Origin of the sequence: Novosphingobium olei (assembly GCF_037076535.1) — a bacterium.
Classification (GTDB): Bacteria; Pseudomonadota; Alphaproteobacteria; order Sphingomonadales; family Sphingomonadaceae; genus Novosphingobium; species Novosphingobium olei.
On record NZ_AP029021.1, the window covers coordinates 3,735,611 to 3,757,261 of the forward strand.

A 21,651-nucleotide genomic window follows, 5' to 3' on the forward strand; every position below is an offset into this window, starting at 1 on the left:
GGTCATTCTCCCCAGCAGTCCCGCGGCGCGATTACGCTCGTCAGGCACCGGTTCCAATGACGCCCGTCACATCGGAGTCGGCTCTCCGTCGAATGCTACCACAACCTTGACCTCGCCAAAGCCCGCAACTTGCAGCGGGATGGCAAGATTCTGGCGGATCGCATCCTTGGCGGCCCCGCGCGCCAGGTTCATCAGCACGGGATTGGCCGCCTGCTCCACCGCGAGTCGCTCGGCGAGGCGCGTGTTGTCGCGGGTCAGCTTGTCCTGCGCATCGCGGCTGATCCACACCCCTTCGCGCAGGTATTGCGCCCGCGCCTCGTCCAGGTTGGGACGGCCGACGACCAGCGCAGGCAGACGGACGGCCAGGGTCTTGGCCTGCGCGTTCCAGCGCATCCGGTCGCGGCCGATGCCGGAAAGATCGAGCGTGTAATCCACCCGCGCCGGGATCACTGCCACCTGCTTGGACTTGACCAGCCCGAACAGCCGCGCGTCGTCGCTCGACACCACCGGCGCTAGCTGGGCGCTGAACACCGTCAGCGTGTTCTGCTTTTCGAACGCGACGAGGCTGGTGGCGAGCGGATCACCGATGTCCGCCGGCCGCCACAGCTTCCACGCCAGAAACGCCGCAATCGCCAAGGCGGCGACGAACAGCAGCCAGGGAAGGGCAGAGGCGCGCGCCGGTGAGCGCGAGGCGGTGGTGGACTGAACGGGGCGGGGCGGGGTCAGGTCAGGCTCCATGTCTCCCCCGTAACCGCAACGCGGCCCTGTCGTTCCAGATCGACCAGATGGGCCAGGACCGATCGGCCTGCGGCGCCGGTCAGCCGGGGGTCGAGCCCCTTGTACATCGCAGCGACCATCGCCGGGATCTGGTTCGGCGCTTCTTCCAGCAGGCGCACGATCTGCCGCTCGCGCTGGCGGCGGTGCCCGATCATCCCGCGCACCAGCTGGCGCGGATTGTCGATCTGCGGCCCGTGCGCGGGGTAATAGACCTTGTCCTCGCGCTCCTGCAGCTTGAGCAGGGACGCCATGTAGGCGCTCATGTCGCCATCGGGCGGGGAAACCACGCTGGTCGACCAGCCCATCACGTGGTCGCCGGTGAACAGTGCGCCTGATTCCACCACGCCATAGCACAAGTGGTTGCTGGTATGGCCGGGCGTCGCCACGGCTTCGATCGTCCAGCCCTTACCTTCGAGCCGCTCGCCGTCTGCCAGCACGCGGTCGGGCTGGTACGTCGGATCGAACGCAGCATCGGCGCGCGGGCCATCGTCGGCCAGCACCAGCGGCGCGCAGCCGATGATCGGCGCGCCCGTGGCGGCCTTGAGGGGCAGCGCGGCCGGGCTGTGGTCGCGGTGGGTGTGGGTGCACAGGATCGCCACGATCCGGGCATCGCCCACCGCCTTGAGGATCGCCGCGACATGCCCTTCGCCGTTGGTGTCGGCATGACCCGCCACCCCGGTGCCATCGGGGCCCGGATCGATCACCGCCACTTCCCCGCCGTTGCCGACGAGGTAGGTCTGCGTGCCGGTGTAGGTGTAGGGGGAGGGATTGGGCGCAAGCACGCGCCGCACCAGCGGTTCGAGCTCGACCGCCAACCCGGTGTTCCACGTGGAACTATCGTCCAGGGAGAAATCGCTAGCCATCCATAAGGGTATGGGGACGCAATCCCCCGGAAGCAATATTGCATGGTCGGCGATTGCAGCGCAGGATGCCCGCCATGGAGCCGCCCTTCCTCTATGACCTTGCCGTGATCGGGGGCGGGGTGAACGGTGCGGCGATCGCCCGCGATGCCGCCGGGCGTGGCCTGTCGGTGCTTTTGCTCGAACGTGGCGATCTAGCGCAGGGAACGTCCTCGGCCTCGACCAAGCTGATCCATGGCGGCCTGCGATATCTGGAGCATCGCGAATTCGCTTTGGTGCGAGAGGCGCTGCGCGAACGCGAGGTGCTGTGGCGCATTGCGCCCCACATCGTCTGGCCGATGCGCTTCGTGCTGCCGCTGGTGAAGGACGGGCGCCCGGCGTGGATGCTGCGCGCCGGGCTCTGGCTCTACGACCACATCGGCGGGCGCGAGGCTCTGCCCCCCGCGACGCGCGTGGACCTGACCGGCGAGATGGGGCTGCGCGAAAGGATCCGCTCCGGGTTCGAATACTCCGATTGCTGGGTGGACGATGCGCGCCTTGTCGTCCTGCTGGCGCGCGATGCCGCCGATCGCGGCGCCGAAGTCGTCACCCGGTGCGAAGTGACCCGGCTGGCGCGCGAAGGCAGCGGCTGGCGGATCGAGACGGGCGGTCCGAATGGCGGCGAGCCGTTTCGCGCGGCCATGGTCGTCAATGCGGCCGGACCGCAGGTCGGCGGCGTGCTCGACCGCGCACACGAAGCGAAGCCGCGCCTGCTGCGCCGGGTGCGTGGTTCGCACATCGTGGTGCCGCGCCTGCATGACGATCCACGCGCGCTGTTCCTGCAACTGCCCGATGGCCGGATCTGCTTCGCCATCCCATACGAACACCGCTTCACCCTGATCGGCACCACCGATTCCGAAGAGGGTGCCGATGCCGATCCGCCGCGCGCAAGCGACGCTGAAATAGCCTACCTCTGTGATGCCGCTGCGCGCTATTTCAGACATGCGCCGACGCCGGCGGATGTCGTCTGGTCCTATGCCGGTGTCCGCCTTCTGGCTGACGACGGCAGCGGCAAGCCCGAGGCAGCGACCCGCGGCTACCAGTTCGATCTCGACCGTGGCCCCGATGCGCATTCCGCGCCGCTGCTTACCGTGCTGGGCGGCAAGATCACCACGCACCGCACGCTGGCCGAAGCCGCGCTCGAACGGCTGGGGATCGAGGCGAATGCCGGCTGGACGGCGACCGCGCCGCTTCCGGGCGGCGATTTCAAGCCGGACGGCCTCGATGAAGCCGACAATGTCCTGCCGATCGAACAGGAAATCGCGGCCATCGTGCGCAACCTGCCACCCGGCGCCGCGCACCGGCTGGCGCGGGCCTATGGCACCGAGGTGCTGCGCTTCGCGCGGGCCGAAATGGGCCGCGATCTGGGCCATGGGTTGACCGAGGCGGAGCTCGACCACCTCGTGACGCGCGAATGGGCGATGACGGCACAGGACGTGCTGTGGCGACGCTCGAAGCTCGGCCTGCGCTTCGATCGCCTCCAGGCCGACGGGCTGGCAGAGCGGCTGGGCGCGCTCGCCTGAACGCCTTCCCGAAAGTCGGGTCTTGCCAACCCTTCACCCAGCCCCGAAAGCCCCCATGTAACAGGGGCCAGCGGAACACCAACCGGACGGGTCCATATGCAGGTGCTGTCGATGCTCTATCTCTGGCTCAAGGCCGGCCACGTCATCTTCGTGATCTTCTGGATGGCGGGGCTGTTCATGCTGCCGCGCTATTTCGTCTATCATCAGGAAGACGGTCTTGCCGGGGCGATGCACGCCACGTGGTCCGATCGCGAGCGCAAGCTGCTCAAGATCATTCTCTGGCCTGCGCTAGTCGTGGTCTGGGTGCTGGGCCTCGCCCTTGCGATGACGATCGGTGCTTTTCAGCAGCCGTGGTTCCACGCCAAGCTGGCGCTGGTCCTGCTGCTTACGGCCTACCACTTCTGGCTTGCGGGCTATGCCCGGGCGCTGTGGCAGGGCCAGGCCAAGCTCACCGGGCGTCGCCTGCGCATGCTGAATGAGGTGCCAGGCGTGACCGCGGCCCTTATCGTGATCCTGGTGATCCTCAAGCCGTTCGGCTGACGGCGCGGGAGCGGGTCTCAGCCGCGCAAGCGGCGCAAGCCGTCCCGCATCGCGTCGCGCAGCAGGACGCGCGGGGAACGATGCAGGTATTTCCACTGCGATCCCCAGGCATGGGCGGGGGCGGGGCGCGCCTCAGGGCGAGGAAAGGCGGTCTTGCGCGGGGGCAGGTGAACGCTCATCGGGTATTTCTCTCTTGCTGCCGTTACGTGCTGGCGCGCCGCTCGACGCGCTTTTCGCACCTGATGGCAACGCCGTGGCCGCAGGCGGCGTTCCGCGCGATCGCTGCGGATTGACCTCTCGCCGGGCCCGGCTTATGGCAAACGCGCTTTCCGGCAATGGCGCTCTTCCGTTTGCGCCCACGTACAGGTCCGCTTTCTCCAAGCCCCAAGACCTTGCCGGTTCGGCCCATCCTTTTTCGGAAACCACGAAAATGCATCTGAAAGAACTCAAGAAGAAGACTCCCGCCGAACTGGTCGAAATGGCCGAAGAGCTCGGCGTCGAAGGCGCCAGCACGCTGCGCCGCCAGGACCTGATGTTCGCCATCCTCAAGGAAGTGGCCGAAGACGGGGAGGAAATCCTCGGCATCGGCACGATCGAGGTTCTGCCCGATGGCTTCGGCTTCCTGCGAAGCCCCGAGGCGAACTATCTCGCCGGCCCTGACGACATCTACGTCTCGCCCAATCAGGTCCGCAAATGGGGCCTGCGCACCGGCGATACCGTCGAAGGGGAAGTGCGCGCGCCCAAGGACGGCGAACGCTATTTCGCCATCACCCGCCTGATCAAGGTGAACTTCGATGAGCCGGAGGCCGTGCGCCACCGCGTCAACTTCGACAACCTCACCCCGCTCTACCCGAACGAGCGCCTGAAGCTCGATACGCTGGACCCCACGGTCAAAGACAAATCGGCCCGCGTGATCGACCTCGTCTCGCCGCAGGGCAAGGGCCAGCGCGCGCTGATCGTCGCGCCGCCGCGCACCGGCAAGACCGTGCTGCTCCAGAACATGGCCAAGGCCATCACCGACAACCACCCCGAGGTGTTCCTGATCGTCCTCCTGGTCGACGAACGGCCCGAGGAAGTCACCGACATGCAGCGCAGCGTGAAAGGCGAGGTGATCTCCTCGACCTTCGACGAACCCGCGACGCGGCACGTCCAGGTCGCCGAAATGGTCATCGAGAAGGCCAAGCGCCTCGTCGAGCACAAGCGCGACGTGGTCATTCTGCTCGATTCGATCACCCGTCTCGGCCGCGCCTACAACACCGTCGTGCCAAGCTCGGGCAAGGTGCTGACCGGCGGTGTCGACGCCAACGCCCTGCAGCGCCCCAAGCGCTTCTTCGGCGCGGCCCGCAACATCGAGGAAGGCGGCTCGCTCTCGATCATCGCCACCGCGCTGATCGATACCGGCAGCCGCATGGACGAGGTGATCTTCGAAGAGTTCAAGGGCACCGGCAACAGCGAAATCGTGCTCGACCGCAAGGTGGCCGACAAGCGCATCTTCCCCGCGCTCGACGTGGGCAAGAGCGGCACCCGCAAGGAAGAGCTGCTGGTCGAGAAGAACAACCTCACCAAGATGTGGGTCCTGCGCCGTATTCTCATGCAGATGGGCACGGTCGATGCGATGGAATTCCTTCTCGACAAGATGAAGGATTCGAAGACCAACGAAGATTTCTTCGCCACGATGAACCAGTAAAGGAAAAGGGGGCCGATCGGCCCCCTTTTTTGTTGGTAGCGATCGCTTCACATCTTCTGAAGCTGCGCGCCCATCTGTTCCCATACCTTGTTGATCGCCTTCAGCGGGCGGACCATGACCTTGAAATCGATGATCCGGCCTTCCAGGTCGAAGCGGATCATGTCGATGCCATTGATCTTGATCCCGTCGAGTTCGTTGACGAATTCGAGCACCACGTTCTCGCCATCGACGATCTCGCGCACATAGGCGAAGCTCTCGTTGCCGAGCACTTCACCGGCGGCGAGCAGATATTTCATCACGATCTCGCGCCCGGCCTGCGGCGTGTGCACCACCGGCGAATGGAACACCGCGTCGGGGTGGATCAGCTCTTCCAGCAGCGCCGGATCGCCGCTCTGCATGTAGCGGTGCCATGCACCCAGGCCCAGTTGCATCGTCCTTCTCCCTCTCCCTTGCATAAGCGACTGCGGGGACGCGTGCGCCCCCGCAGCCGTCCGTGTCGTCGTTACTTGAGATGCGCCGCCAGGAACGCCTCAGTGCGGCTGTCCGCCAGTTGCGCACCGGCTTCATCGCGGCGGTTGCCCAGCTCTGCGGCAAAGCCGTGGTCGAGTCCCTCGTAGTCGTGCAGCGTCACCTTCGGGTGCGCGTCCAACCCGTCGTGGATCGCCTTCTGCGCTTCCGGGCCGACGAAGTGGTCGGCGGTCGGGATGTGCAACAGGAGCGGGTTGGCGATCGCATGTGCTTCACCCAGCATCTGGTCGATCATTACGCCATAGTAGCCGACCGAGGCGTCGATGTCGGTGCGCGCAGCCGCCATGTAGGCGAGCCGGCCGCCAAGGCAGAATCCGACGAGGCCGACCTTGTCGACCGCTTGTTCATGGCGCAGCCAGCGGATCGCCGCCTCGATGTCCTTCACGCCATCGTCGGCGTCGTACTGCTGGAAATAACCGAACGCTTCCTGCATCTGCTCGGGCACATCCGGGCTCAGCTCCACGCCGGGGGCGAAGCGCCAGAAAATGTCCGGAGCGAGCGCGACATAGCCCTTGTTGGCCCAGTTTTCGCACTTCTGCCGGATGCCTTCGTTTACACCGAAGATTTCGGGCACCACGATGATCGCGGCTTCGCTCTGGCCCTCGGGCCGTGCGACGTAGACGGGAATCTCGCCCTCGCCGTGGAATTCGGGAATGGTCGTCTTCTCACCCATGGTCTTCATCCTGATTGCGTCATGCGTTGGTCGAACGCGAGCTTGGCCGCGCCGATGGACTTTGCCAAGCGCAAGTGACAGTCTTGCAAGGTCTTGAAACCCACTAGGGTTTCGAGGCGGTGATGGAGAGAAGCGCGCGATGAAAGTGAATGTCGAAATCGACTGCACCCCCGAAGAGGCGCGCCGCTTCCTCGGCCTGCCCGACGTGTCCAAGGCCAACGACGTATATGTCGATGCCATCGCCAACGCGATGAAAGGGGTCACCTCGATGGACCAGCTTTCGGGCATGGCCAAGCAGCTGGCACCAATGGGCGAGATCGGGATGAACCTGTTCAGGCAGTTCATGGAGCAAGGCGCGGGCGCGGCGATGGCCGGGTTCAAGGCGGCCAACCCGAAGAAGGATTGAGCCCGGGCGCGCCCGCTCGTAGGACGGCGGGCGACATGGCCATCGACACGATCTTCGCGCTGTCCTCGGGCGCACCGCCGGCTGCCATTGCCGTCGTCCGCATCAGCGGGCCTGCTGCCGCTAACGCACTCGTCGCGCTGGCTGGGCGCCTTCCGCACCCACGCCGTGCTAGCCTTGCCGTGCTGACCGACCCACAAAGCGGCGAGCTGCTGGATCACACGCTGGTGCTGTGGCTGCCTGGCCCCGCCACGGCGACCGGTGAGGACAGTGTCGAGCTTCACCTGCATGGCGGCCGCGCTGTGGTGGCGGCGGTGGAGGCCGCACTAGCCCGTATACCTGACTTGCGGCGCGCCGAGCCGGGCGAATTTACCCGCCGCGCCTTCGCCAACGGCCGCATTGATCTGGCCGAGGCGGAGGGCCTTGCCGACTTGCTCTCGGCCGAGACCGAACTGCAGCGTCGTGCGGCCCAGGCCATGGCCTCGGGCGTGCTGTCGCGTGCAGTAAACGATTGGCGAACAAGTCTTCTCTCGCTCTCGGCGCAGCTCGAGGCAGCGCTGGACTTCAGCGACGAGGACGATGTCGGCGATGGCATCGGGGCCCTGCCGGAAGGTTTTGCTGCAGGTTGCACCGCGCTGGCCAGCGAGATCGGCGCATGGCTTTCGCGCCCGCGCGCCGAACCCTTGCGCGAAGGCTTCCGCGTCGTACTCGCCGGGCCGCCCAATGCGGGCAAGTCCACCTTGTTCAACGCGCTGGTCGAAGCCGAGGCGGCGATCACCGCGCCCCAAGCGGGCACCACGCGCGATGTTCTGACCCGCAGCGTTGCACTCGATGGCGTCCCTTTCACTTTCGCCGACACCGCCGGCCTGCGCGACGATGGCGCAGGCGAGATCGAGCGGATCGGCATCGCGCGTGCGCTGGCCGAGGCGGCAAGCGCCGACCTGGTCTTGTGGCTGGGGCCCGAGGGCGAGGGGCCACAAGGTGCGCCGCTGTGGGAGATCGAGGCACAGGCCGACCGGGATGACACTTCGGCCAAGTCAGCGCCGGTGTGCCGCGTTTCGGCTTTGACCGGACAGGGCCTTGCCGCGTTGCGGAATGCTCTGGTTGCCCATGCGCGTTCCGCGCTGCCCAAGCCCGGCGAGGCGGCGCTCAATACGCGCCAGCATCGGCTGCTGTCCGATGTGGCCGCTGCGGTCTTGCTGGCGCCCGACGAGCGCGACCCGCTGCTTGCCGCGGAGCAGCTGCGGCTCGCACGGCGGGCGCTCGACGCGCTTGTCGGCCGCACCGGCACCGAAGACATGCTCGACGCGCTGTTCGGGCGCTTCTGCATCGGCAAATGAAAACGCCCCCCGACAAGTCGGGGGGCGCATCAGGATCGCAAACGATGTTCCACGTGGAACATCGCGACGATCTGGATCAGGGCTTCGGCTTCACCAGATCCGAATCGGCGTTCGGACTTGCCATGTACTTCACGCCCGCCTTGCCTTCAGGCGGCATCGTTCCCGATGGGATCGCGGCGATGGCCGCAGCGGGCTTGGCGCCCGGCGCGCTCACGCGCCAGATCACCCCGCCGGTATCGTCGCTGACCAGCAGCGCCCCGTCTTGGGCAAAGGCGACCCAGGTCGGTCGTCCCTTAGCCTTGCCGTCGGCCGTCAGGAAGCCGGTCAGCACCGGTATCGGCTGGTTGGGCAGGACATTGCCGCGATCGTCGAAGCCCACGAAGATGACGTCATAACCCGACAGCGGCTTACGGTTCCACGAGCCATGCCGTGCAATGAAGGCGCCGCTGGCGAACTGCGCTCCCATCACGTTGCCGCCGCGCGAGAACGCCAAGCCAAGCGGGGCAGTGTGGGCGCCCAGCGCGTAGTCGGGCTTGCGCACGTACTCCAACATGTAGTCGGGCATCGGCTCCTTCACGCGCCAATCGATGTTCTTCTTCCAATAGGCCCAGGGCCAACCGAACGTCGCGCCGAGCGGCACGCTGGCGAGATAATCGGGCACGAGGTCCGATCCGAGCATGTCGCGTTCGTTGACCACGGTCCACAGCTCGCCCGTGCGGGGATTGAAATCGAGCCCGTTAGGGTTGCGCAAGCCAGAGGCGTATTCGCGCTCGCTCTTCTTGGCGAAGTCGTACTCGTGAATCGCGGCGCGGCCGCGCTCCTGGTCGACGCCATTCTCGGCAATGTTCGAAGACGATCCCACCGTAACGTAAAGCTTCTGGCCATCGGGCGTCAGCGCCATGTTGCGCACCCAGTGCATCCCGCCTGCGGGCAGGTCCATCAGCTTTTCAGGCTTGCCCTGCAGCGATATCTGCCCGGCTACGAATGGCCAGGAAACTACCGCGTCGTTGTTGGCGACATAGAGGCGCCCTTCGCGAATGACCATGCCGAACGGCGAGTTGAGCGCTGGGTTCTCCATCACGATTTTCTGCTCGGCCTTGCCGTCGTGATTGGCATCGCGAAGGATCACGATCTTGTTGGGGGAGGGATCTCCCGCGCCGACCGTCTTGAACAGATAGTTCATCACCAGACCGGTCAGGCCGCCCGGACCGCGCGATGGCGGCGCATTGGTCTCGGCGACGAGCACGTCGCCGTTGGCCAGCACCACGACGCTGCGCGGATGGTCGAGCCCATCGGCAAAGCGCGTCACGACTAGCCCCTTGCCGGCCACCGGTGTTTCGTTGGCGCCCCAGCCGATCGGCTTGGCAAGGCCCAGAGTCGGGAAGGTCTGCGGGTCCGGCTCGGCCAGCTTGGGCTTGGGCCCGGTGGTGTCCGCCAGGGAATACTCTGCGGGACTGCCCCGAAGGACCCAGGCGACGAACAGGCCCAGCGCCACGAAGATGACGAGCAGGCCGAGGATGATCTTGCGGAAACGTGTCATAGCTTAGAACCTAGGAGCAGACGGGAAGCAATTCCACTGCGATCTCTGCTTCGGTCCATCGCCCTTCTCGGGCAGCCAATGCTCCACGTGGAACATATCGCCGCTTTGACCTGCCGAGCGACTTCGCGTATTCGGCCGCCATGCACCAGTTCGACATCATTGTTGTCGGCGGCGGGCACGCCGGCGTCGAGGCTGCGGCTGTCGCCGCACGGATGGGCGCGAGCACCGCGCTGGTGAGCTTCGATCCGGACACGATCGGGGCCATGAGCTGCAACCCGGCGATCGGCGGCCTCGGCAAGGGCCACCTCGTGCGCGAGGTCGATGCCTTCGACGGTTTGATCGCGCGTGCGGCCGATGCCGCCGCGATCCATTACCGCATGCTCAACCGCAGCAAGGGCAGTGCAGTGCAGGGGCCGCGCGTCCAGGCGGACCGCAAGTTGTTCAAGGCTGCGATCCAGACGATGATCGCAGCGCAGGGCGGTCTGACCGTGGTCGCGGGCGAAGTGGCTGCATTGCGGCTAGAAGGCGGCCGTGTGGTCGGTGCCGATCTCGCCGATGGCACGGCGCTCGCGGCCCGCGCGGTGGTGCTGTGTACCGGAACGTTTCTTGGCGGGCGGCTGTTTCGTGGGCAAGAGCGCATGGAGGGAGGGCGCATCGGCGAAAGCGCGGCGCACAGCCTTGCCGTTCAGTTGCGAGGGGCAGACCTGCCGATGGCGCGCCTCAAGACGGGAACGCCGCCGCGACTCGATGGTCGCACCGTTGATTGGGCGCGCCTGCCCGAACAGGAGAGCGACGTCGATCCGTGGACGATGTCGCCGCTGACCCGGTCGCGAACCGTGCCCCAGGTGTTCTGCGCGATTGCCCGCACCAACCACCGCACACACGATATCATTCGCGCTGGGCTCGATCGCTCGCCGCTGTTCACCGGCGCAATCGGCGCACAGGGGCCGCGCTACTGCCCGTCGATCGAGGACAAGATACATCGCTTCGGCGATCGCGACGGCCACCAGGTGTTTCTCGAGCCCGAAGGTCTGGATGACGCGACGATCTATCCAAACGGTGTTTCCACGTCGCTGCCCACCGATGTGCAATGGGCGATGATGCGCAGCATCGAAGGGCTTGAACGGGTCGAGATCACCGTGCCGGGCTACGCGGTCGAATACGATCACATAGACCCGCGAGCGCTCGATCGCGGGCTTCAGGTCAAGGCGATCCCGGGTCTCTATTGCGCCGGGCAGATCAACGGGACCACCGGCTATGAAGAGGCGGCGGCACAAGGGCTTGTCGCCGGGATGCATGCTGCGGCTGCCGCGCTGGGACGCGAAGGACCCGCGCTCGATCGCGCCAATTCCTACATGGCGGTTATGATCGACGATCTCACTCTGCATGGCGTCAGCGAACCTTACCGCATGCTCACCGCGCGCGCCGAATATCGCTTGCGGCTGCGGGCGAACAATGCCGCCACCCGGCTGACGCCGCTGGCGCTTGATCTCGGGTGCGTGGGGGCGGAGCGTCGGCAGTGGTGGCAGGCGCGCCAGCAGTCGCGCGACGAACTCGAAGCGCTGCTGGAGAAGGTGGTCAGTCCCAGCGAGATGGCGCGCGCAGGCATATCGGTGCGCGCCGACGGTGCGCGCCGATCGCTGATGGAATGGCTGCGCTTTCCCGAGGTCTCGCTCGATGGCTTGCAGCCATGGTTGGGAGAGGGAGAGTTCGATTCGCTCCTCGTCGAAGAGGTTGAAGAGGACGCGGCCTATGCGCCTTATCTCGGGCGGCAGGATGCGGAGCTGCGTGACTTACGCGCCAGCGATGCGGTGCCGCTTGGCACGGGCTTCCCCTATGGCGAAGTGCCCGGGCTATCGCGCGAGATGGTCGAACGGCTGGAGCGCGCGCAGCCGGACACGCTGGCGTCGGCCGGCAGGCTTGCCGGTATCACGCCGGCCGCGCTCGCCAGTCTTCTGGTTCACGCTCGGCGGCGGCAGGCGGCATGACGGTGATCGCGAACGAGGGCGAGGCGCAGGCTTGGTTGCGTGATGTGCTGGGCGTCGATGCTGCTGCGATGAAGCGGCTGGCGCGATTGGCAACTTTGCTGGCCGAAGAGAACGAACGCCAGAACTTGGTCGCCAAGGGGACATTGCCGCACTTCTGGCAACGGCATGTCGTGGATAGCGCGCAGCTGCTAGGCATTGTTCCACGTGGAACAATGCCGCAAGGGGCGTGGCTCGATCTGGGGACGGGTGCAGGTTTTCCAGGTCTGGCCATTGCCGCGCTGGAGCCGGCGCGCGCGGTGACGCTGGTGGATTCGCGCCGCTTGCGCACCGAATGGCTTGCGCGTGCTGCATCACAGCTCGGATTGCAGAACGTCACCGTCGTGCTGTCGCGCGTGGAGGATCTGCCCACGCAACTTTATTCGGTCATCTCGGCGCGCGCGTTCGCTCCGCTCGACAAGCTCCTGCACCTTTCCGCCCGCTTTTCCACACCGGAGACGCTTTGGCTGTTGCCGAAGGGGGCCAAGGCCGCGCATGAAGTCGAAGAGCTTCCCGCATCCTGGAATCACATGTTCCACGTGGAACAATCGCTCACCGACCCGCAAGCCGGCGTGATTGTCGGAACGCTCGTCGGACAGGACCGGGCCAAGACCAAATCTTCCATGCGTCACACGCGTGACCTTGGAGAAGTTCGAGGCGCCAAGCGATGATCACGATTGCCGTCGCCAACCAGAAAGGCGGAGTGGGCAAGACCACGACCGCGATCAACATCGCCACCGCGCTTGCAGCAACCGGGTGGAAGGTGCTGATGATTGACCTTGACCCGCAGGGCAATGCCTCGACCGGGATCGGCGTCGGTGCAGCGGAGCGCGAGTATTCGTCCTACGACTTGCTCATCGACCAGGCCAGCATCGCTTCCTGCGCGGTTCCCACGCGCATTCCGGGGCTCGACGTCGTTCCGGCAACGGTCGATCTGTCTGGCGCCGAAGTCGAGTTGGTCAGCGTCGACAACCGCACCGGGCGCCTGCGTTCGGCGATCGCTGCGGATGCAGGACATGACATTTGCCTGATCGATTGTCCGCCCTCGCTCGGTCTGCTGACGCTCAATGCTCTGACGGCGGCCGATGCGCTGCTGGTGCCGCTTCAGTGCGAGTTCTTCGCACTGGAAGGGCTCAGCCAGCTGCTTCAGACCGTCGAGCGCGTGCAAGAACGGTTCAATCCGGATCTTGGCATCCTGGGCATCGTGCTGACGATGTACGACCGTCGCAACCGCCTGACCGACCAGGTGGCCGAAGACGTACGGTCTTGCCTCCACGATCTGGTGTTCGAATCGGTCATTCCCCGCAATGTACGCCTTTCCGAAGCGCCGAGCCACGGCTTGCCGGCACTGATCTACGACCACGCCTGCGCCGGATCGCAGGCCTACATGAAGCTGGCGCGAGAGCTGATCGGTCGCCTGCCCGAACGGAGAAAGGCTGCATGAGCGGCGATGAAAGCACGGTGAAGGCCGCAGTCCCGAAGCGTGCGGCGCTGGGGCGCGGGCTTGGTGCCCTGCTTGGCGAGACTCGACGCGAGGAGTCGCTGGTCCGCAGCGCGACCTCCGGACCTGTAACCGGAAGTGAAGGGCCAGCCAACGGCATCGCCCTGCTGCCCATTGCCCAGATCGAGCCGCATCCCGATCAGCCGCGTCGCCATTTCGATGAAGAGGCGCTCGAGGACCTGGCGCGCTCGATCGCCGCGCGGGGCGTGATCCAGCCTGTGATCGTGCGACCCCTGGGCGGCAACCGCTACCAACTGGTGGCGGGCGAGCGTCGCTGGCGGGCGTCGCAGCGGGCCCGGGTGCACGAAATCCCGGCCATTGTCCGCCAGCTGGACGAACGTGACGTGACCGCGCTGGCTCTGATCGAAAACCTGCAGCGCGAGGACCTCAATCCGGTGGAGGAGGCGCGTGCATACCAGCGCCTGTCTGACAACGAGGGGCTGACGCAACAGGAGATCGCTACCTTCGTCGACAAGTCGCGCAGCCATGTCGCCAACCTGATGCGTCTGCTCGCTCTTCCTGACGAGGTGCTTGCGCTGGTGGAGCGAGACCAGCTGTCGATGGGACACGCCAAGGCACTTGCCGCGCTGCCCGATCCCCTGCCGATCGCGCGCGAAGTCGTTGCCAAGGGGCTGTCGGTGCGCGAGGCCGAGAAGCTGGCGAAGCGCGCTGGGCGCCCGGATTCGGCTCCGCGCAAGGCGCGCGCGACGCGGGATTCGTCTTTTTCTGCAGACATCGCCGCCGTCGAGCAGCACCTGCAGGAGATCCTAGGGCTTAAGGTCAGCATCCAGGCCGATGCCGATCCGAGTTCGGGTTTGGTCACGATCCGCTACAAGACGCTCGACCAGCTGGACCTCGTCTGCCAGCGGTTGTCGGGTGGGGTCATCTAATCGCATTCCCCAAGAGGCACTTAATCGAGTGATTAAATTGCGTTGACCCCGCGTTTTGGGGCGCGTATCCGACTATCAGAAGAGATAACCGGAGAGCCTGCGCCATGTCGCTCGATCTGATTCCGCGTACTGCCTACAACGAAGACCACGAAGCGTTCCGCCAGACCGTCCGGCGCTTCATGGAAACCGAGATCGCGCCCAATGCCAGCAAGTGGGCGGACGAAGGCCTTGTCCCAAAGTCCGTCTGGCCGAAGGCGGGCGAGCTTGGCCTGCTGTGCCCGACCGTGCCCGAGGCTTACGGCGGGCTGGGTCTCGATTTCGGCTACAACGCGATCATCGACGAAGAAGGCGCCTATTACGGCGGCGCATCGACCGGCTTTTCGCTGCAGTCGGATATCGTTGCCAACTATCTGATCTCCTACGGGTCCGAAGAGCAGAAGCAGAAGTGGCTGCCGAAGATGGTTTCGGGTGAGGTGGTCACTGCCATCGCCATGACCGAACCCGGCACCGGTTCTGACCTTCAGGGCATGCGCACGACCGCGAAGAAGGACGGTAACCATTACGTGATCAACGGGTCGAAGACCTACATCACCAATGGCCAGAATGCCGACCTGATCCTCGTTTGCTGCAAGACCGACACCGAGATCGAGCCCAAGTGGAAAGGCGTTTCGATCGTTCTGGTCGAATCCGATCGCGAAGGTTTCCAGCGTGGTCGCAACCTCGACAAGATCGGCCAGGACGAGGCCGATACCTCGGAGCTGTTCTTCAACGATGTGCGCGTTCCGATCACCAACTGCCTTGGTGAAGAGGGCAAGGGCTTCATCTATCTGATGAGCGAACTGCCGCAGGAGCGCCTGTCGATCGCTGTCAGCGCGCAGGCTGCTGCACAGAAGGCGTTCGACGATACCGTCGCCTTCACGCGTGATCGCAAGGCGTTCGGCAAGCCGATCCTCGACTTCCAGAACACCCGCTTCACTCTGGCTGACATCAAGGCGAAGCTGCAGGTGGGCTGGGCGCACCTCGACTGGGCGCTCGCCCGGCACCTCAAGAAGGAACTGACCCCGGAAGAGGGCGCTGCGGCCAAGCTGTGGCACACCGAACTGCAGTGGGAAGTCATGGACAAGTGCCTGCAGCTGCACGGCGGCGCCGGCTACATGAACGAATATGCCATCGCGCGCAGTTGGCGCGCCGCGCGTGTCACCCGCATCTTCGGCGGCACGAACGAAATCATGAAGGAACTCATCGGCCGCAAGCTGTAAGGCTTGCCCGATTGCAGATGGCAAAAAGGCCCCGCGGGTTATGCCTGCGGGGCCTTTTTCGTAGGTTGCCAGCTCATCTTGCAGTTCAGATGCGATCGGCGAGGATGGCTGCCAGCGCTTCGATCCCGGCCGCGTCGGCATCATCGAAGCGCGCCGGCGATGGGCTGTCGAGATCGATCACGGCAACCACGGCGCCGTTGCGCAACACTGGCACGACCAGTTCCGACCGGCTTGCGGCATCACAGGCGATATGGCCCGGGAAGGCGTGCACATCGGGCACCAGCTGCGCTTGGCCACTGGCCGCCGCCGCGCCGCATACACCCTTGCCGACCGCGATGCGGATGCAGGCCGGCTTGCCGATGAAGGGGCCGAGCACCAGTTCGCCGCCGACCATGCGGTAAAAGCCGGCCCAATTCAGATCGGGCAGGAATTCGGCCAGCAGAGCGGCGACGTTGGCCATGTTGGCAACCCCGTCGCTTTCGCCTTCGGTGAGCGCCCGCGCGGCTGCGACAAGATCGTTGTAGAGATCGGCCTTCGGCTGACCGTCCACCGGTTTGAAATCGTACATGCCTGGTCCTGTAGCGGAAACTGGAGTTGCGTGGCGCAACTTGGGAAATCAGACGGCGCGTCCGGCGCGTCCGGCGAGTTCGTTGACGTATTGCCACGCAACACGGCCCGACCGCCCGCCGCGACGCTTGCACCATTCGAGGGCATCGCCTTCATTCCAGGCGAGATCGAGATGCGCGGCATACCCGGCGATGATCGCGAGATAATCGTCCTGAGAACAGGCGTGAAAGCCGAGACTGAGCCCGAACCGGTCAGCCAGCGCCAGCTTGTCGTCGACCACATCACGCGGATTGATCGGGTCGTCCTGTTCGGCGGCATGGCGTTCGACGATCGCACGGCGGTTCGACGTCACCGCGAGGCGAACATTGGCAGGGCGCGCTTCTACACCGCCTTCCAGCCACGAACGGAGCTTGCGCGACCCGTCGGTATCGCCGGAATCGAACCCGAGATCGTCGATGAAGACAAGGAACTGGCGGGCAACGCCGCGCAATTCGGCGAACAGGTGCGTCAGGCCGGCATCGGGTGCGGCCTGGACCAGCGCCACCGAACCGGGAGCGGCTTCCTGCGCCGCACGCACCGCAGCGCGCAGCAAGGCCGACTTGCCCATGCCCCGCGAACCCCACAGCAGCATGTCATGCGCGGCGTGGCCTTGGGCCAAGCGGCGGACGTTTTCGACCACCGCTGCCTTCTGCTTGTCGATGCCGCGCATGACATCGAGCGACGGGGCCTCCAGAACCGCGACCGGACGCGCCTTTGCACCATCCCAGACGTAGGCCGGGTGGGCGCACCAGTCGATCGGCGGTGGCGGGGAGGGGACCATCCGATCCAGCGCATCGGCAATGCGCTCGAGAAGTCGTTCCACCGCCATCAGCCGACGAGCGCTGCGCTATCGAGTTCGTAGAGCAGTTCCTCGCCCGCCATGGCTGCCGCGCCGAGGCCGCGTGCTTCGGGGGCAATGGTCCGGTTGAAGAACTTGGTCACTGCGGTCTTCGCCGGATTGTTGCTGTGGCGGGTCTGTCGCGCCAGTTGCCAGCCAGCGACGGCAACGGCGCACATGGTCAGGAAGGGGACCGATCCGCCAAGCTTGTCGTCGAGCGAAGCGGTGGTGGTCATCCACTGTCCGATTGCGGCAGCGTCCTTCGCCAGCGCGGCGACTTCAGGAACGTCCTCCATCTCGGCCGCGATGTCGCCGAGCAGTGCCTGAAGCACGCCGCCGTTCTCGAATCCCAGCTTGCGCGTCACCAGGTCGGCCGCCTGGATGCCGTTGGTGCCTTCGTAGATCGGCGCGATGCGCGCGTCGCGATAATGTTGCGCGGCGCCGGTTTCCTCCACGAAGCCCATGCCGCCGTGGACCTGCACGCCAAGGCTGGCGACTTCGCAGCCGACATCGGTGCCCCATGCCTTGAGCAGCGGCACGAGCAGCTCCGCGCGCCTCGCCGCGGCTTCATCGCCCAGCGCGCCGCGATCGACCTGGCCCGCCGTGTAGTAGAGCAGGGCGCGCGCGCCTTCGGTCAGCGCACGCATGCGCAGGATCATGCGGCGCACGTCGGGATGCTCGATGATCGCCACCGGAGTCTTGTCGGTGCTGCTGGCCCGGGCAGACTGGATGCGGTCGCGCGCATAGGCTGCGGCCTGCTGCAGAGCGCGCTCCGCGATCTGTACGCCCTGACTGCCGACATTGATGCGCGCGGAGTTCATCATCGTGAACATTGCCGCGAGCCCGCCATTTTCCCGCCCGACCATCTCGCCGATACATTCGCCATTGTCGCCATAGGACATGACGCAAGTGGGCGAGACATTGATGCCGAGCTTGTGCTCGATCGATACGCAGCGCACGTCGTTGGCTTCGCCGAGCGAGCCATCTTCGTTCACGTGGATCTTCGGCACGATGAACAACGAAATGCCCCGCGAACCCGCAGGTGCGCCGGGGGTGCGTGCCAGGACCAGGTGGATGATGTTCTCGGCCGCGTCATGCTCGCCGAACGTGATGTAGATCTTGGTGCCGGCGATGCGATACTTTCCGGCGTGCGGGCCATCGGTGATCGGCGTGGCGGTGGTGCGCAGCGCGCCGACATCGGAGCCGGCCTGCGGTTCGGTCAGGTTCATCGTACCTGACCATTCGCCCGAAACGAGCATGGGCAGATACAGCGCCTTCTGCGCTTCGCTGCCGTGATGGTGGAGCGCCTCGATGGCGCCGACCGTCAACATCGGCAGGAGCGTGAAACCCATGTTGGCAGCGCCCAGCGTTTCAAGGACGCAGGTTGCAAGCGTGAAGGGCAACCCTTGGCCACCGAATTCTTCGGGGCCGGCGATCGAATTCCAGCCCTGTTCGACAAATGCCTGATAGGCCGCGCGATAGCCATCCGGGAGGGTGACGACGCCGTCCGCCCATTTCGCGCCGGCGGTATCCCCGATTCGATTGAGCGGTGCCCATTCGCCCGCTGCAAACGCGCCGATGCCCTCGACGATGGCCTCGACCGTGTCGGATGTAGCGGCGCCGTAGCGTTCGTGAGCGGCAAGCTCCTCGATCCCGGCACTTACCTTGATGGCCAGAAGCTGATCGGCGGTGGGCGGCGTGAAATCCATGCTTGTTTTCCTTGGCAGCGCTGCAGGGGCGCTATAGCGCCAAGCCATGGTTGCGACAAAGCCTCCCGTTCGGGTTCGGGCCGACGAATCCGGCATCGCCGCTGCGGCCGAGGTGATCGCGCGTGGCGGCACCGTCGCCGTTCCGACGGAAACGGTCTACGGACTTGCCGCGCGTGCCGACAGCGCCGACGCGGTGGCCGGCATCTACCGGGCGAAGGGGCGGCCAGACTTCAATCCCCTGATCGTCCACGTGCCCGACGTGGCGGCGGCCGAGCAACTGGCGACGTTCGATGCGCGGGCGCGCCTGCTTGCCGAAGCATTCTGGCCCGGCGCCCTGACGATGGTGCTGCCCCGCCGGGGCGATGCCGTGCTGGCTGCGGCGGTCAGTGCCGGCCTGCCGACGGTCGCACTGCGCTGCCCGGCGCATGGCGCGATGCAGGCCTTGCTTCGTGTCACCGGCCTTGCTCTGGCGGCGCCGTCCGCCAATCGCAGCGGTGGCGTCAGTCCGACGACCGCCGATCATGTCGCGGCCTCGCTCGGCGGGCGCGTCGATCTGATCATCGACGGCGGAGCGACCGAGCAGGGGCTCGAATCGACCATCGTCGGCCTGCGGGATGACGGGACCTGGGCGGTTCTGCGCCCCGGCCCGATCACCGCCGATGCCATCGCCAGGGTTCTGGGCGACGCTGTTGAGGCAATGACGTCAGACGCGCGCGGGATCGAGGCGCCGGGGCAACTCGCCAGCCACTATGCGCCGGGAAAGCCCGTGCGGCTCGGTGCGCAAGTGGCGGAGCCGGGTGAATTTCACATCGGGTTCGGAGCTGTGGCCGGCGACATTTCGCTATCAACTAGTGGTGATCTCGCCGAAGCGGCGGCGCGGCTCTATGCCTGTTTGCATGCTGCGGCCGATGCGGAAGACGCGCGGATTGCCGTGGCGCCGATCCCCGAGCAGGGCATCGGCATCGCGATCAACGACCGCCTGCGCCGCGCCGCGGCCTGAGGCTAACGACCTTCGTAGGGGATGGAAGCGCGCATGGCGTCCATCCGGCCATAGATCGACCGCGCCGCCTCGCAGGCATCCTCGTTGCCGCGTTCGCAATCATGGCGGGCACGATCATAATCGCGCGAAAGCCTGCCGTACTGCTCTTCCCGACGCCGAATCTCGCGGCCGCGCTTCTCGTCCCGCTCGGATTGGCTGACGGTGAGCTTGTCGTAGACGTCAGCTGTCGTGTCCACCGCGCGCGCGCCGGCGCGGACTGGCATCGTGGCCAAATCGAAGGCGCTCTTGGCCACGCAACCGGACAATATGGCGGCGCTTGAAACGAGGATGGGGCGGAAGAAGTGTTTGATCGACATGGGTTGTCTCCCTGGCATCAGGGTCCCATGGCCGCCCGGCCATTGCAAGGATGACCGGGCTCGAAACGGCGCGGAAATGACGGTTCAGGGTTCGCAGACGAGCCGGCCCGAGCCCATGGACGATACTTTGCAGGTGGCTCGGCCTTTCACGCGGACTTCGCCCGATCCCATGATGTTGGCCTTGACCTCACCATCCGAGGCGAAGCGGGTGCTGCCCGAGCCTGCTACGTCGATCTTGGCCGATTGCACGACCAGACCATCGAGTTCGGCATTACCGCTGCCGGCGATGGTCATCTCGAGCTTCCCGGTGTTGCCCGCGCCGCGAAGCTTGCCTGAGCCCACCACATCCACCTTGAGTTCCTTTGCGGTGATGCCCGCAGCGGCGATCGTGCCCGATCCCGCGATCGTCAGCTTCGCCGTTTCGCCTTCCAGCCCATCTATGTCGATCTGGCCGGAGCCCGCGAGGACCAGTTCCCGGGCTGCGGGGACGGTGACGTTGACGGTGGCGATGCCTTCGTCGCTGTCGCTGCTCTTCCACGAATCGCGCGCGATGCCGAGCTTGCCGTCCTTGAGGGTGAAGCGCAGCTTGTCCTTGATCGGCTGTTCCCCGTCGACAGTGATGGCGAGGCGATCGCCACGCGTGACGTGGACCTTGTCGGGGCCAAGCAGGGTGATTTCATCGGGAGCCTTGCCCGAAAGATCGAGCTGGGCAAGGGGCACACCCTTCGCACCATCGATGGTGACGCTGGCTGCGTCGCAACCCGAAAGCGCGGCGGCGAGCCCGACGAAGGCGACGCCCGCAAGCGTCTTGGCGAAGTCCTTGAGCATGACGATACTCTCCCACTTGGTGTGTTGCTGATCTAACGCACCTTGGCAGGACATGCCATGTCGTTCGCCGTTGCAGTTCAGCCGTCGGTGGAACGAGAAAGGCCGCCGGTTCGCACCGGCGGCCTTTGCTTTCGCGCGTGGCGGAAACAGTCAGACTGCTTCGTAGTACTTCGGCGCGTGCTCGTTGAGGATCGCGAGGATCTTCTTGAGCGCGGCCGGCTCGTCGGTCTTCTCCATCGCCGCCAGTTCGCGGGCGAGACGCGACGAAGCCGCTTCGAAGATCTGGCGTTCCGAGTAGGACTGCTCCGGCTGATCATCGGCGCGGAACAGGTCGCGTGTGACTTCAGCAATCGATACGAGATCGCCCGAGTTGATCTTCGCTTCGTATTCCTGTGCGCGGCGCGACCACATGGTGCGCTTGACCTTGGGCTTGCCCTTGAGCGTGTCGAGCGCTTCGCGCAGCGTCTTGTCCGACGACAGCTTGCGCATGCCGATCGCTTCGACCTTGTTGACGGGCACGCGGAGCGTCATGCGCTCCTTTTCGAACCGGAGCACATAAAGCTCCAGCTTCATTCCAGCGATTTCTTCTTGCTGCAGTTCGACCACCCGGCCGACACCATGCTTCGGATAGACGACGTAATCCCCAACATCGAAGGCAAGAGCCTTGGCTGCCATTGCTTATCCTTTCGACGCAGGCAGGAGAAAAGGCGACGTCGGATGGATCACCCAT

General features: G+C 65.5%; 23 protein-coding genes. 11 read left to right on the plus strand and 12 right to left on the minus strand.

The genetic code is table 11. The annotated features are described in order from the left end of the window. Positions 1 to 66: 66 nt before the first annotated feature. Together AACH40_RS17705 and AACH40_RS17710 are read right to left on the minus strand one after the other, a co-directional pair. Positions 67 to 738 carry a DUF4230 domain-containing protein gene (locus tag AACH40_RS17705; protein WP_338643507.1) on the minus strand — a complete coding sequence of 224 codons (672 nt, stop codon included), beginning with the start codon at positions 736 to 738 and terminating at the stop codon, positions 67 to 69. Next, complete coding sequence (locus tag AACH40_RS17710) at positions 723 to 1,640, minus strand: MBL fold metallo-hydrolase (protein WP_338643508.1); 918 nt, start codon at positions 1,638 to 1,640, stop codon at positions 723 to 725. The genes AACH40_RS17705 and AACH40_RS17710 overlap by 16 nt, the downstream gene beginning before the upstream one ends. A gap of 74 nt (positions 1,641 to 1,714) precedes the next feature. Here AACH40_RS17710 and AACH40_RS17715 point away from each other — a divergent pair, with 74 nt between their 5' ends. Next, on the plus strand, positions 1,715 to 3,199 hold the full coding sequence (locus AACH40_RS17715; protein ID WP_338643509.1) for a glycerol-3-phosphate dehydrogenase: 1,485 nt from the start codon (positions 1,715 to 1,717) through the stop codon (positions 3,197 to 3,199). 96 nt (positions 3,200 to 3,295) lie between these two features. Continuing rightward, positions 3,296 to 3,739: a CopD family protein gene (locus AACH40_RS17720; protein ID WP_169493882.1), complete on the plus strand. Its 444-nt coding sequence runs from the start codon at positions 3,296 to 3,298 to the stop codon at positions 3,737 to 3,739. Positions 3,740 to 3,756: 17 nt separating this feature from the next. Here the strand turns inward: AACH40_RS17720 and AACH40_RS17725 are convergent, their stop codons facing one another. After that, on the minus strand, positions 3,757 to 3,918 hold the full coding sequence (locus AACH40_RS17725) for a hypothetical protein (protein WP_338643510.1): 162 nt from the start codon (positions 3,916 to 3,918) through the stop codon (positions 3,757 to 3,759). A gap of 251 nt (positions 3,919 to 4,169) precedes the next feature. On the opposite strand from AACH40_RS17725, the gene rho reads away from it, so the two are divergent. Further along, positions 4,170 to 5,426 carry a transcription termination factor Rho gene (rho, locus tag AACH40_RS17730; protein ID WP_169493880.1) on the plus strand — a complete coding sequence of 419 codons (1,257 nt, stop codon included), beginning with the start codon at positions 4,170 to 4,172 and terminating at the stop codon, positions 5,424 to 5,426. Between the two features lie 47 nt (positions 5,427 to 5,473). Here the strand turns inward: rho and AACH40_RS17735 are convergent, their stop codons facing one another. Continuing rightward, the gene (locus AACH40_RS17735) at positions 5,474 to 5,857 is read right to left on the minus strand and encodes a nuclear transport factor 2 family protein (protein ID WP_169493879.1); all 384 of its coding nucleotides are present in this window, start codon (positions 5,855 to 5,857) and stop codon (positions 5,474 to 5,476) included. 71 nt (positions 5,858 to 5,928) lie between these two features. Then, positions 5,929 to 6,627 (minus strand): dienelactone hydrolase family protein, encoded by a 699-nt coding sequence (locus AACH40_RS17740; RefSeq protein ID WP_338643511.1) that lies wholly within the window; start codon positions 6,625 to 6,627, stop codon positions 5,929 to 5,931. Positions 6,628 to 6,766: 139 nt separating this feature from the next. Here AACH40_RS17740 and AACH40_RS17745 point away from each other — a divergent pair, with 139 nt between their 5' ends. Together AACH40_RS17745 and mnmE are read left to right on the plus strand one after the other, a co-directional pair. After that, entirely contained in the window at positions 6,767 to 7,033 is a 267-nt protein-coding gene (locus AACH40_RS17745) for a DUF6489 family protein (RefSeq protein ID WP_206069588.1), read from the plus strand. A 35-nt stretch (positions 7,034 to 7,068) separates the two neighbouring features. Then, complete coding sequence (gene mnmE, locus AACH40_RS17750; RefSeq protein ID WP_338643512.1) at positions 7,069 to 8,370, plus strand: tRNA uridine-5-carboxymethylaminomethyl(34) synthesis GTPase MnmE; 1,302 nt, start codon at positions 7,069 to 7,071, stop codon at positions 8,368 to 8,370. Positions 8,371 to 8,446: 76 nt separating this feature from the next. On the opposite strand, the gene AACH40_RS17755 is transcribed toward mnmE, so the two are convergent. Then, the gene (locus AACH40_RS17755; RefSeq protein WP_338643513.1) at positions 8,447 to 9,910 is read right to left on the minus strand and encodes a sorbosone dehydrogenase family protein; all 1,464 of its coding nucleotides are present in this window, start codon (positions 9,908 to 9,910) and stop codon (positions 8,447 to 8,449) included. A 140-nt stretch (positions 9,911 to 10,050) separates the two neighbouring features. On the opposite strand from AACH40_RS17755, the gene mnmG reads away from it, so the two are divergent. From mnmG to AACH40_RS17780, 5 genes are all read left to right on the plus strand, one after another. Next, positions 10,051 to 11,898 carry a tRNA uridine-5-carboxymethylaminomethyl(34) synthesis enzyme MnmG gene (mnmG, locus tag AACH40_RS17760; protein ID WP_338643515.1) on the plus strand — a complete coding sequence of 616 codons (1,848 nt, stop codon included), beginning with the start codon at positions 10,051 to 10,053 and terminating at the stop codon, positions 11,896 to 11,898. Then, positions 11,895 to 12,605, plus strand: coding sequence for a 16S rRNA (guanine(527)-N(7))-methyltransferase RsmG (rsmG, locus tag AACH40_RS17765; RefSeq protein ID WP_338643516.1), 711 nt, complete (start codon positions 11,895 to 11,897; stop codon positions 12,603 to 12,605). Before mnmG ends, rsmG begins: the two co-directional genes overlap by 4 nt. After that, positions 12,602 to 13,378, plus strand: coding sequence for an AAA family ATPase (locus AACH40_RS17770; protein ID WP_338643518.1), 777 nt, complete (start codon positions 12,602 to 12,604; stop codon positions 13,376 to 13,378). Before rsmG ends, AACH40_RS17770 begins: the two co-directional genes overlap by 4 nt. Next, the gene (locus tag AACH40_RS17775) at positions 13,375 to 14,325 is read left to right on the plus strand and encodes a ParB/RepB/Spo0J family partition protein (RefSeq protein ID WP_338643519.1); all 951 of its coding nucleotides are present in this window, start codon (positions 13,375 to 13,377) and stop codon (positions 14,323 to 14,325) included. The genes AACH40_RS17770 and AACH40_RS17775 overlap by 4 nt, the downstream gene beginning before the upstream one ends. Before the next feature lie 104 nt (positions 14,326 to 14,429). Further along, complete coding sequence (locus tag AACH40_RS17780; protein ID WP_169493871.1) at positions 14,430 to 15,584, plus strand: acyl-CoA dehydrogenase family protein; 1,155 nt, start codon at positions 14,430 to 14,432, stop codon at positions 15,582 to 15,584. Positions 15,585 to 15,669: 85 nt separating this feature from the next. Here the strand turns inward: AACH40_RS17780 and AACH40_RS17785 are convergent, their stop codons facing one another. From AACH40_RS17785 to AACH40_RS17795, 3 genes are read right to left on the minus strand one after another with little or no spacing between them, the layout of a single operon-like run. Beyond that, positions 15,670 to 16,152, minus strand: coding sequence for a GAF domain-containing protein (locus tag AACH40_RS17785; protein WP_338643520.1), 483 nt, complete (start codon positions 16,150 to 16,152; stop codon positions 15,670 to 15,672). A gap of 48 nt (positions 16,153 to 16,200) precedes the next feature. Beyond that, positions 16,201 to 17,019, minus strand: coding sequence for a DUF815 domain-containing protein (locus AACH40_RS17790; protein WP_338643521.1), 819 nt, complete (start codon positions 17,017 to 17,019; stop codon positions 16,201 to 16,203). After that, complete coding sequence (locus tag AACH40_RS17795) at positions 17,019 to 18,737, minus strand: acyl-CoA dehydrogenase family protein (RefSeq protein ID WP_338643522.1); 1,719 nt, start codon at positions 18,735 to 18,737, stop codon at positions 17,019 to 17,021. The genes AACH40_RS17790 and AACH40_RS17795 overlap by 1 nt, the downstream gene beginning before the upstream one ends. Positions 18,738 to 18,783: 46 nt before the next feature. Here AACH40_RS17795 and AACH40_RS17800 point away from each other — a divergent pair, with 46 nt between their 5' ends. Then, positions 18,784 to 19,737, plus strand: coding sequence for an L-threonylcarbamoyladenylate synthase (locus AACH40_RS17800; protein ID WP_169493867.1), 954 nt, complete (start codon positions 18,784 to 18,786; stop codon positions 19,735 to 19,737). A gap of 2 nt (positions 19,738 to 19,739) precedes the next feature. On the opposite strand, the gene AACH40_RS17805 is transcribed toward AACH40_RS17800, so the two are convergent. The 3 genes from AACH40_RS17805 to AACH40_RS17815 form a co-directional block, all read right to left on the minus strand. Beyond that, on the minus strand, positions 19,740 to 20,093 hold the full coding sequence (locus AACH40_RS17805; RefSeq protein ID WP_338643524.1) for a hypothetical protein: 354 nt from the start codon (positions 20,091 to 20,093) through the stop codon (positions 19,740 to 19,742). Between the two features lie 84 nt (positions 20,094 to 20,177). Continuing rightward, entirely contained in the window at positions 20,178 to 20,921 is a 744-nt protein-coding gene (locus AACH40_RS17810) for a head GIN domain-containing protein (RefSeq protein WP_169493865.1), read from the minus strand. A 150-nt stretch (positions 20,922 to 21,071) separates the two neighbouring features. Then, a complete protein-coding gene (locus tag AACH40_RS17815) occupies positions 21,072 to 21,596 on the minus strand; it encodes a CarD family transcriptional regulator (protein ID WP_169493864.1) in 525 nt (174 codons plus the stop codon). Positions 21,597 to 21,651 lie beyond the last annotated feature (55 nt).

Coding starts and splice junctions, on each gene's coding strand:
- AACH40_RS17705 (WP_338643507.1), bottom strand. CDS start 738: ATGGAGCCTGACCTGACCCCGCCCCGCCCCGTTCAGTCCACCACCGCC.
- AACH40_RS17710 (WP_338643508.1), bottom strand. CDS start 1,640: ATGGCTAGCGATTTCTCCCTGGACGATAGTTCCACGTGGAACACCGGG.
- AACH40_RS17715 (WP_338643509.1), top strand. CDS start 1,715: ATGGAGCCGCCCTTCCTCTATGACCTTGCCGTGATCGGGGGCGGGGTG.
- AACH40_RS17720 (WP_169493882.1), top strand. CDS start 3,296: ATGCAGGTGCTGTCGATGCTCTATCTCTGGCTCAAGGCCGGCCACGTC.
- AACH40_RS17725 (WP_338643510.1), bottom strand. CDS start 3,918: ATGAGCGTTCACCTGCCCCCGCGCAAGACCGCCTTTCCTCGCCCTGAG.
- rho (WP_169493880.1), top strand. CDS start 4,170: ATGCATCTGAAAGAACTCAAGAAGAAGACTCCCGCCGAACTGGTCGAA.
- AACH40_RS17735 (WP_169493879.1), bottom strand. CDS start 5,857: ATGCAACTGGGCCTGGGTGCATGGCACCGCTACATGCAGAGCGGCGAT.
- AACH40_RS17740 (WP_338643511.1), bottom strand. CDS start 6,627: ATGGGTGAGAAGACGACCATTCCCGAATTCCACGGCGAGGGCGAGATT.
- AACH40_RS17745 (WP_206069588.1), top strand. CDS start 6,767: ATGAAAGTGAATGTCGAAATCGACTGCACCCCCGAAGAGGCGCGCCGC.
- mnmE (WP_338643512.1), top strand. CDS start 7,069: ATGGCCATCGACACGATCTTCGCGCTGTCCTCGGGCGCACCGCCGGCT.
- AACH40_RS17755 (WP_338643513.1), bottom strand. CDS start 9,910: ATGACACGTTTCCGCAAGATCATCCTCGGCCTGCTCGTCATCTTCGTG.
- mnmG (WP_338643515.1), top strand. CDS start 10,051: ATGCACCAGTTCGACATCATTGTTGTCGGCGGCGGGCACGCCGGCGTC.
- rsmG (WP_338643516.1), top strand. CDS start 11,895: ATGACGGTGATCGCGAACGAGGGCGAGGCGCAGGCTTGGTTGCGTGAT.
- AACH40_RS17770 (WP_338643518.1), top strand. CDS start 12,602: ATGATCACGATTGCCGTCGCCAACCAGAAAGGCGGAGTGGGCAAGACC.
- AACH40_RS17775 (WP_338643519.1), top strand. CDS start 13,375: ATGAGCGGCGATGAAAGCACGGTGAAGGCCGCAGTCCCGAAGCGTGCG.
- AACH40_RS17780 (WP_169493871.1), top strand. CDS start 14,430: ATGTCGCTCGATCTGATTCCGCGTACTGCCTACAACGAAGACCACGAA.
- AACH40_RS17785 (WP_338643520.1), bottom strand. CDS start 16,152: ATGTACGATTTCAAACCGGTGGACGGTCAGCCGAAGGCCGATCTCTAC.
- AACH40_RS17790 (WP_338643521.1), bottom strand. CDS start 17,019: ATGGCGGTGGAACGACTTCTCGAGCGCATTGCCGATGCGCTGGATCGG.
- AACH40_RS17795 (WP_338643522.1), bottom strand. CDS start 18,737: ATGGATTTCACGCCGCCCACCGCCGATCAGCTTCTGGCCATCAAGGTA.
- AACH40_RS17800 (WP_169493867.1), top strand. CDS start 18,784: ATGGTTGCGACAAAGCCTCCCGTTCGGGTTCGGGCCGACGAATCCGGC.
- AACH40_RS17805 (WP_338643524.1), bottom strand. CDS start 20,093: ATGTCGATCAAACACTTCTTCCGCCCCATCCTCGTTTCAAGCGCCGCC.
- AACH40_RS17810 (WP_169493865.1), bottom strand. CDS start 20,921: ATGCTCAAGGACTTCGCCAAGACGCTTGCGGGCGTCGCCTTCGTCGGG.
- AACH40_RS17815 (WP_169493864.1), bottom strand. CDS start 21,596: ATGGCAGCCAAGGCTCTTGCCTTCGATGTTGGGGATTACGTCGTCTAT.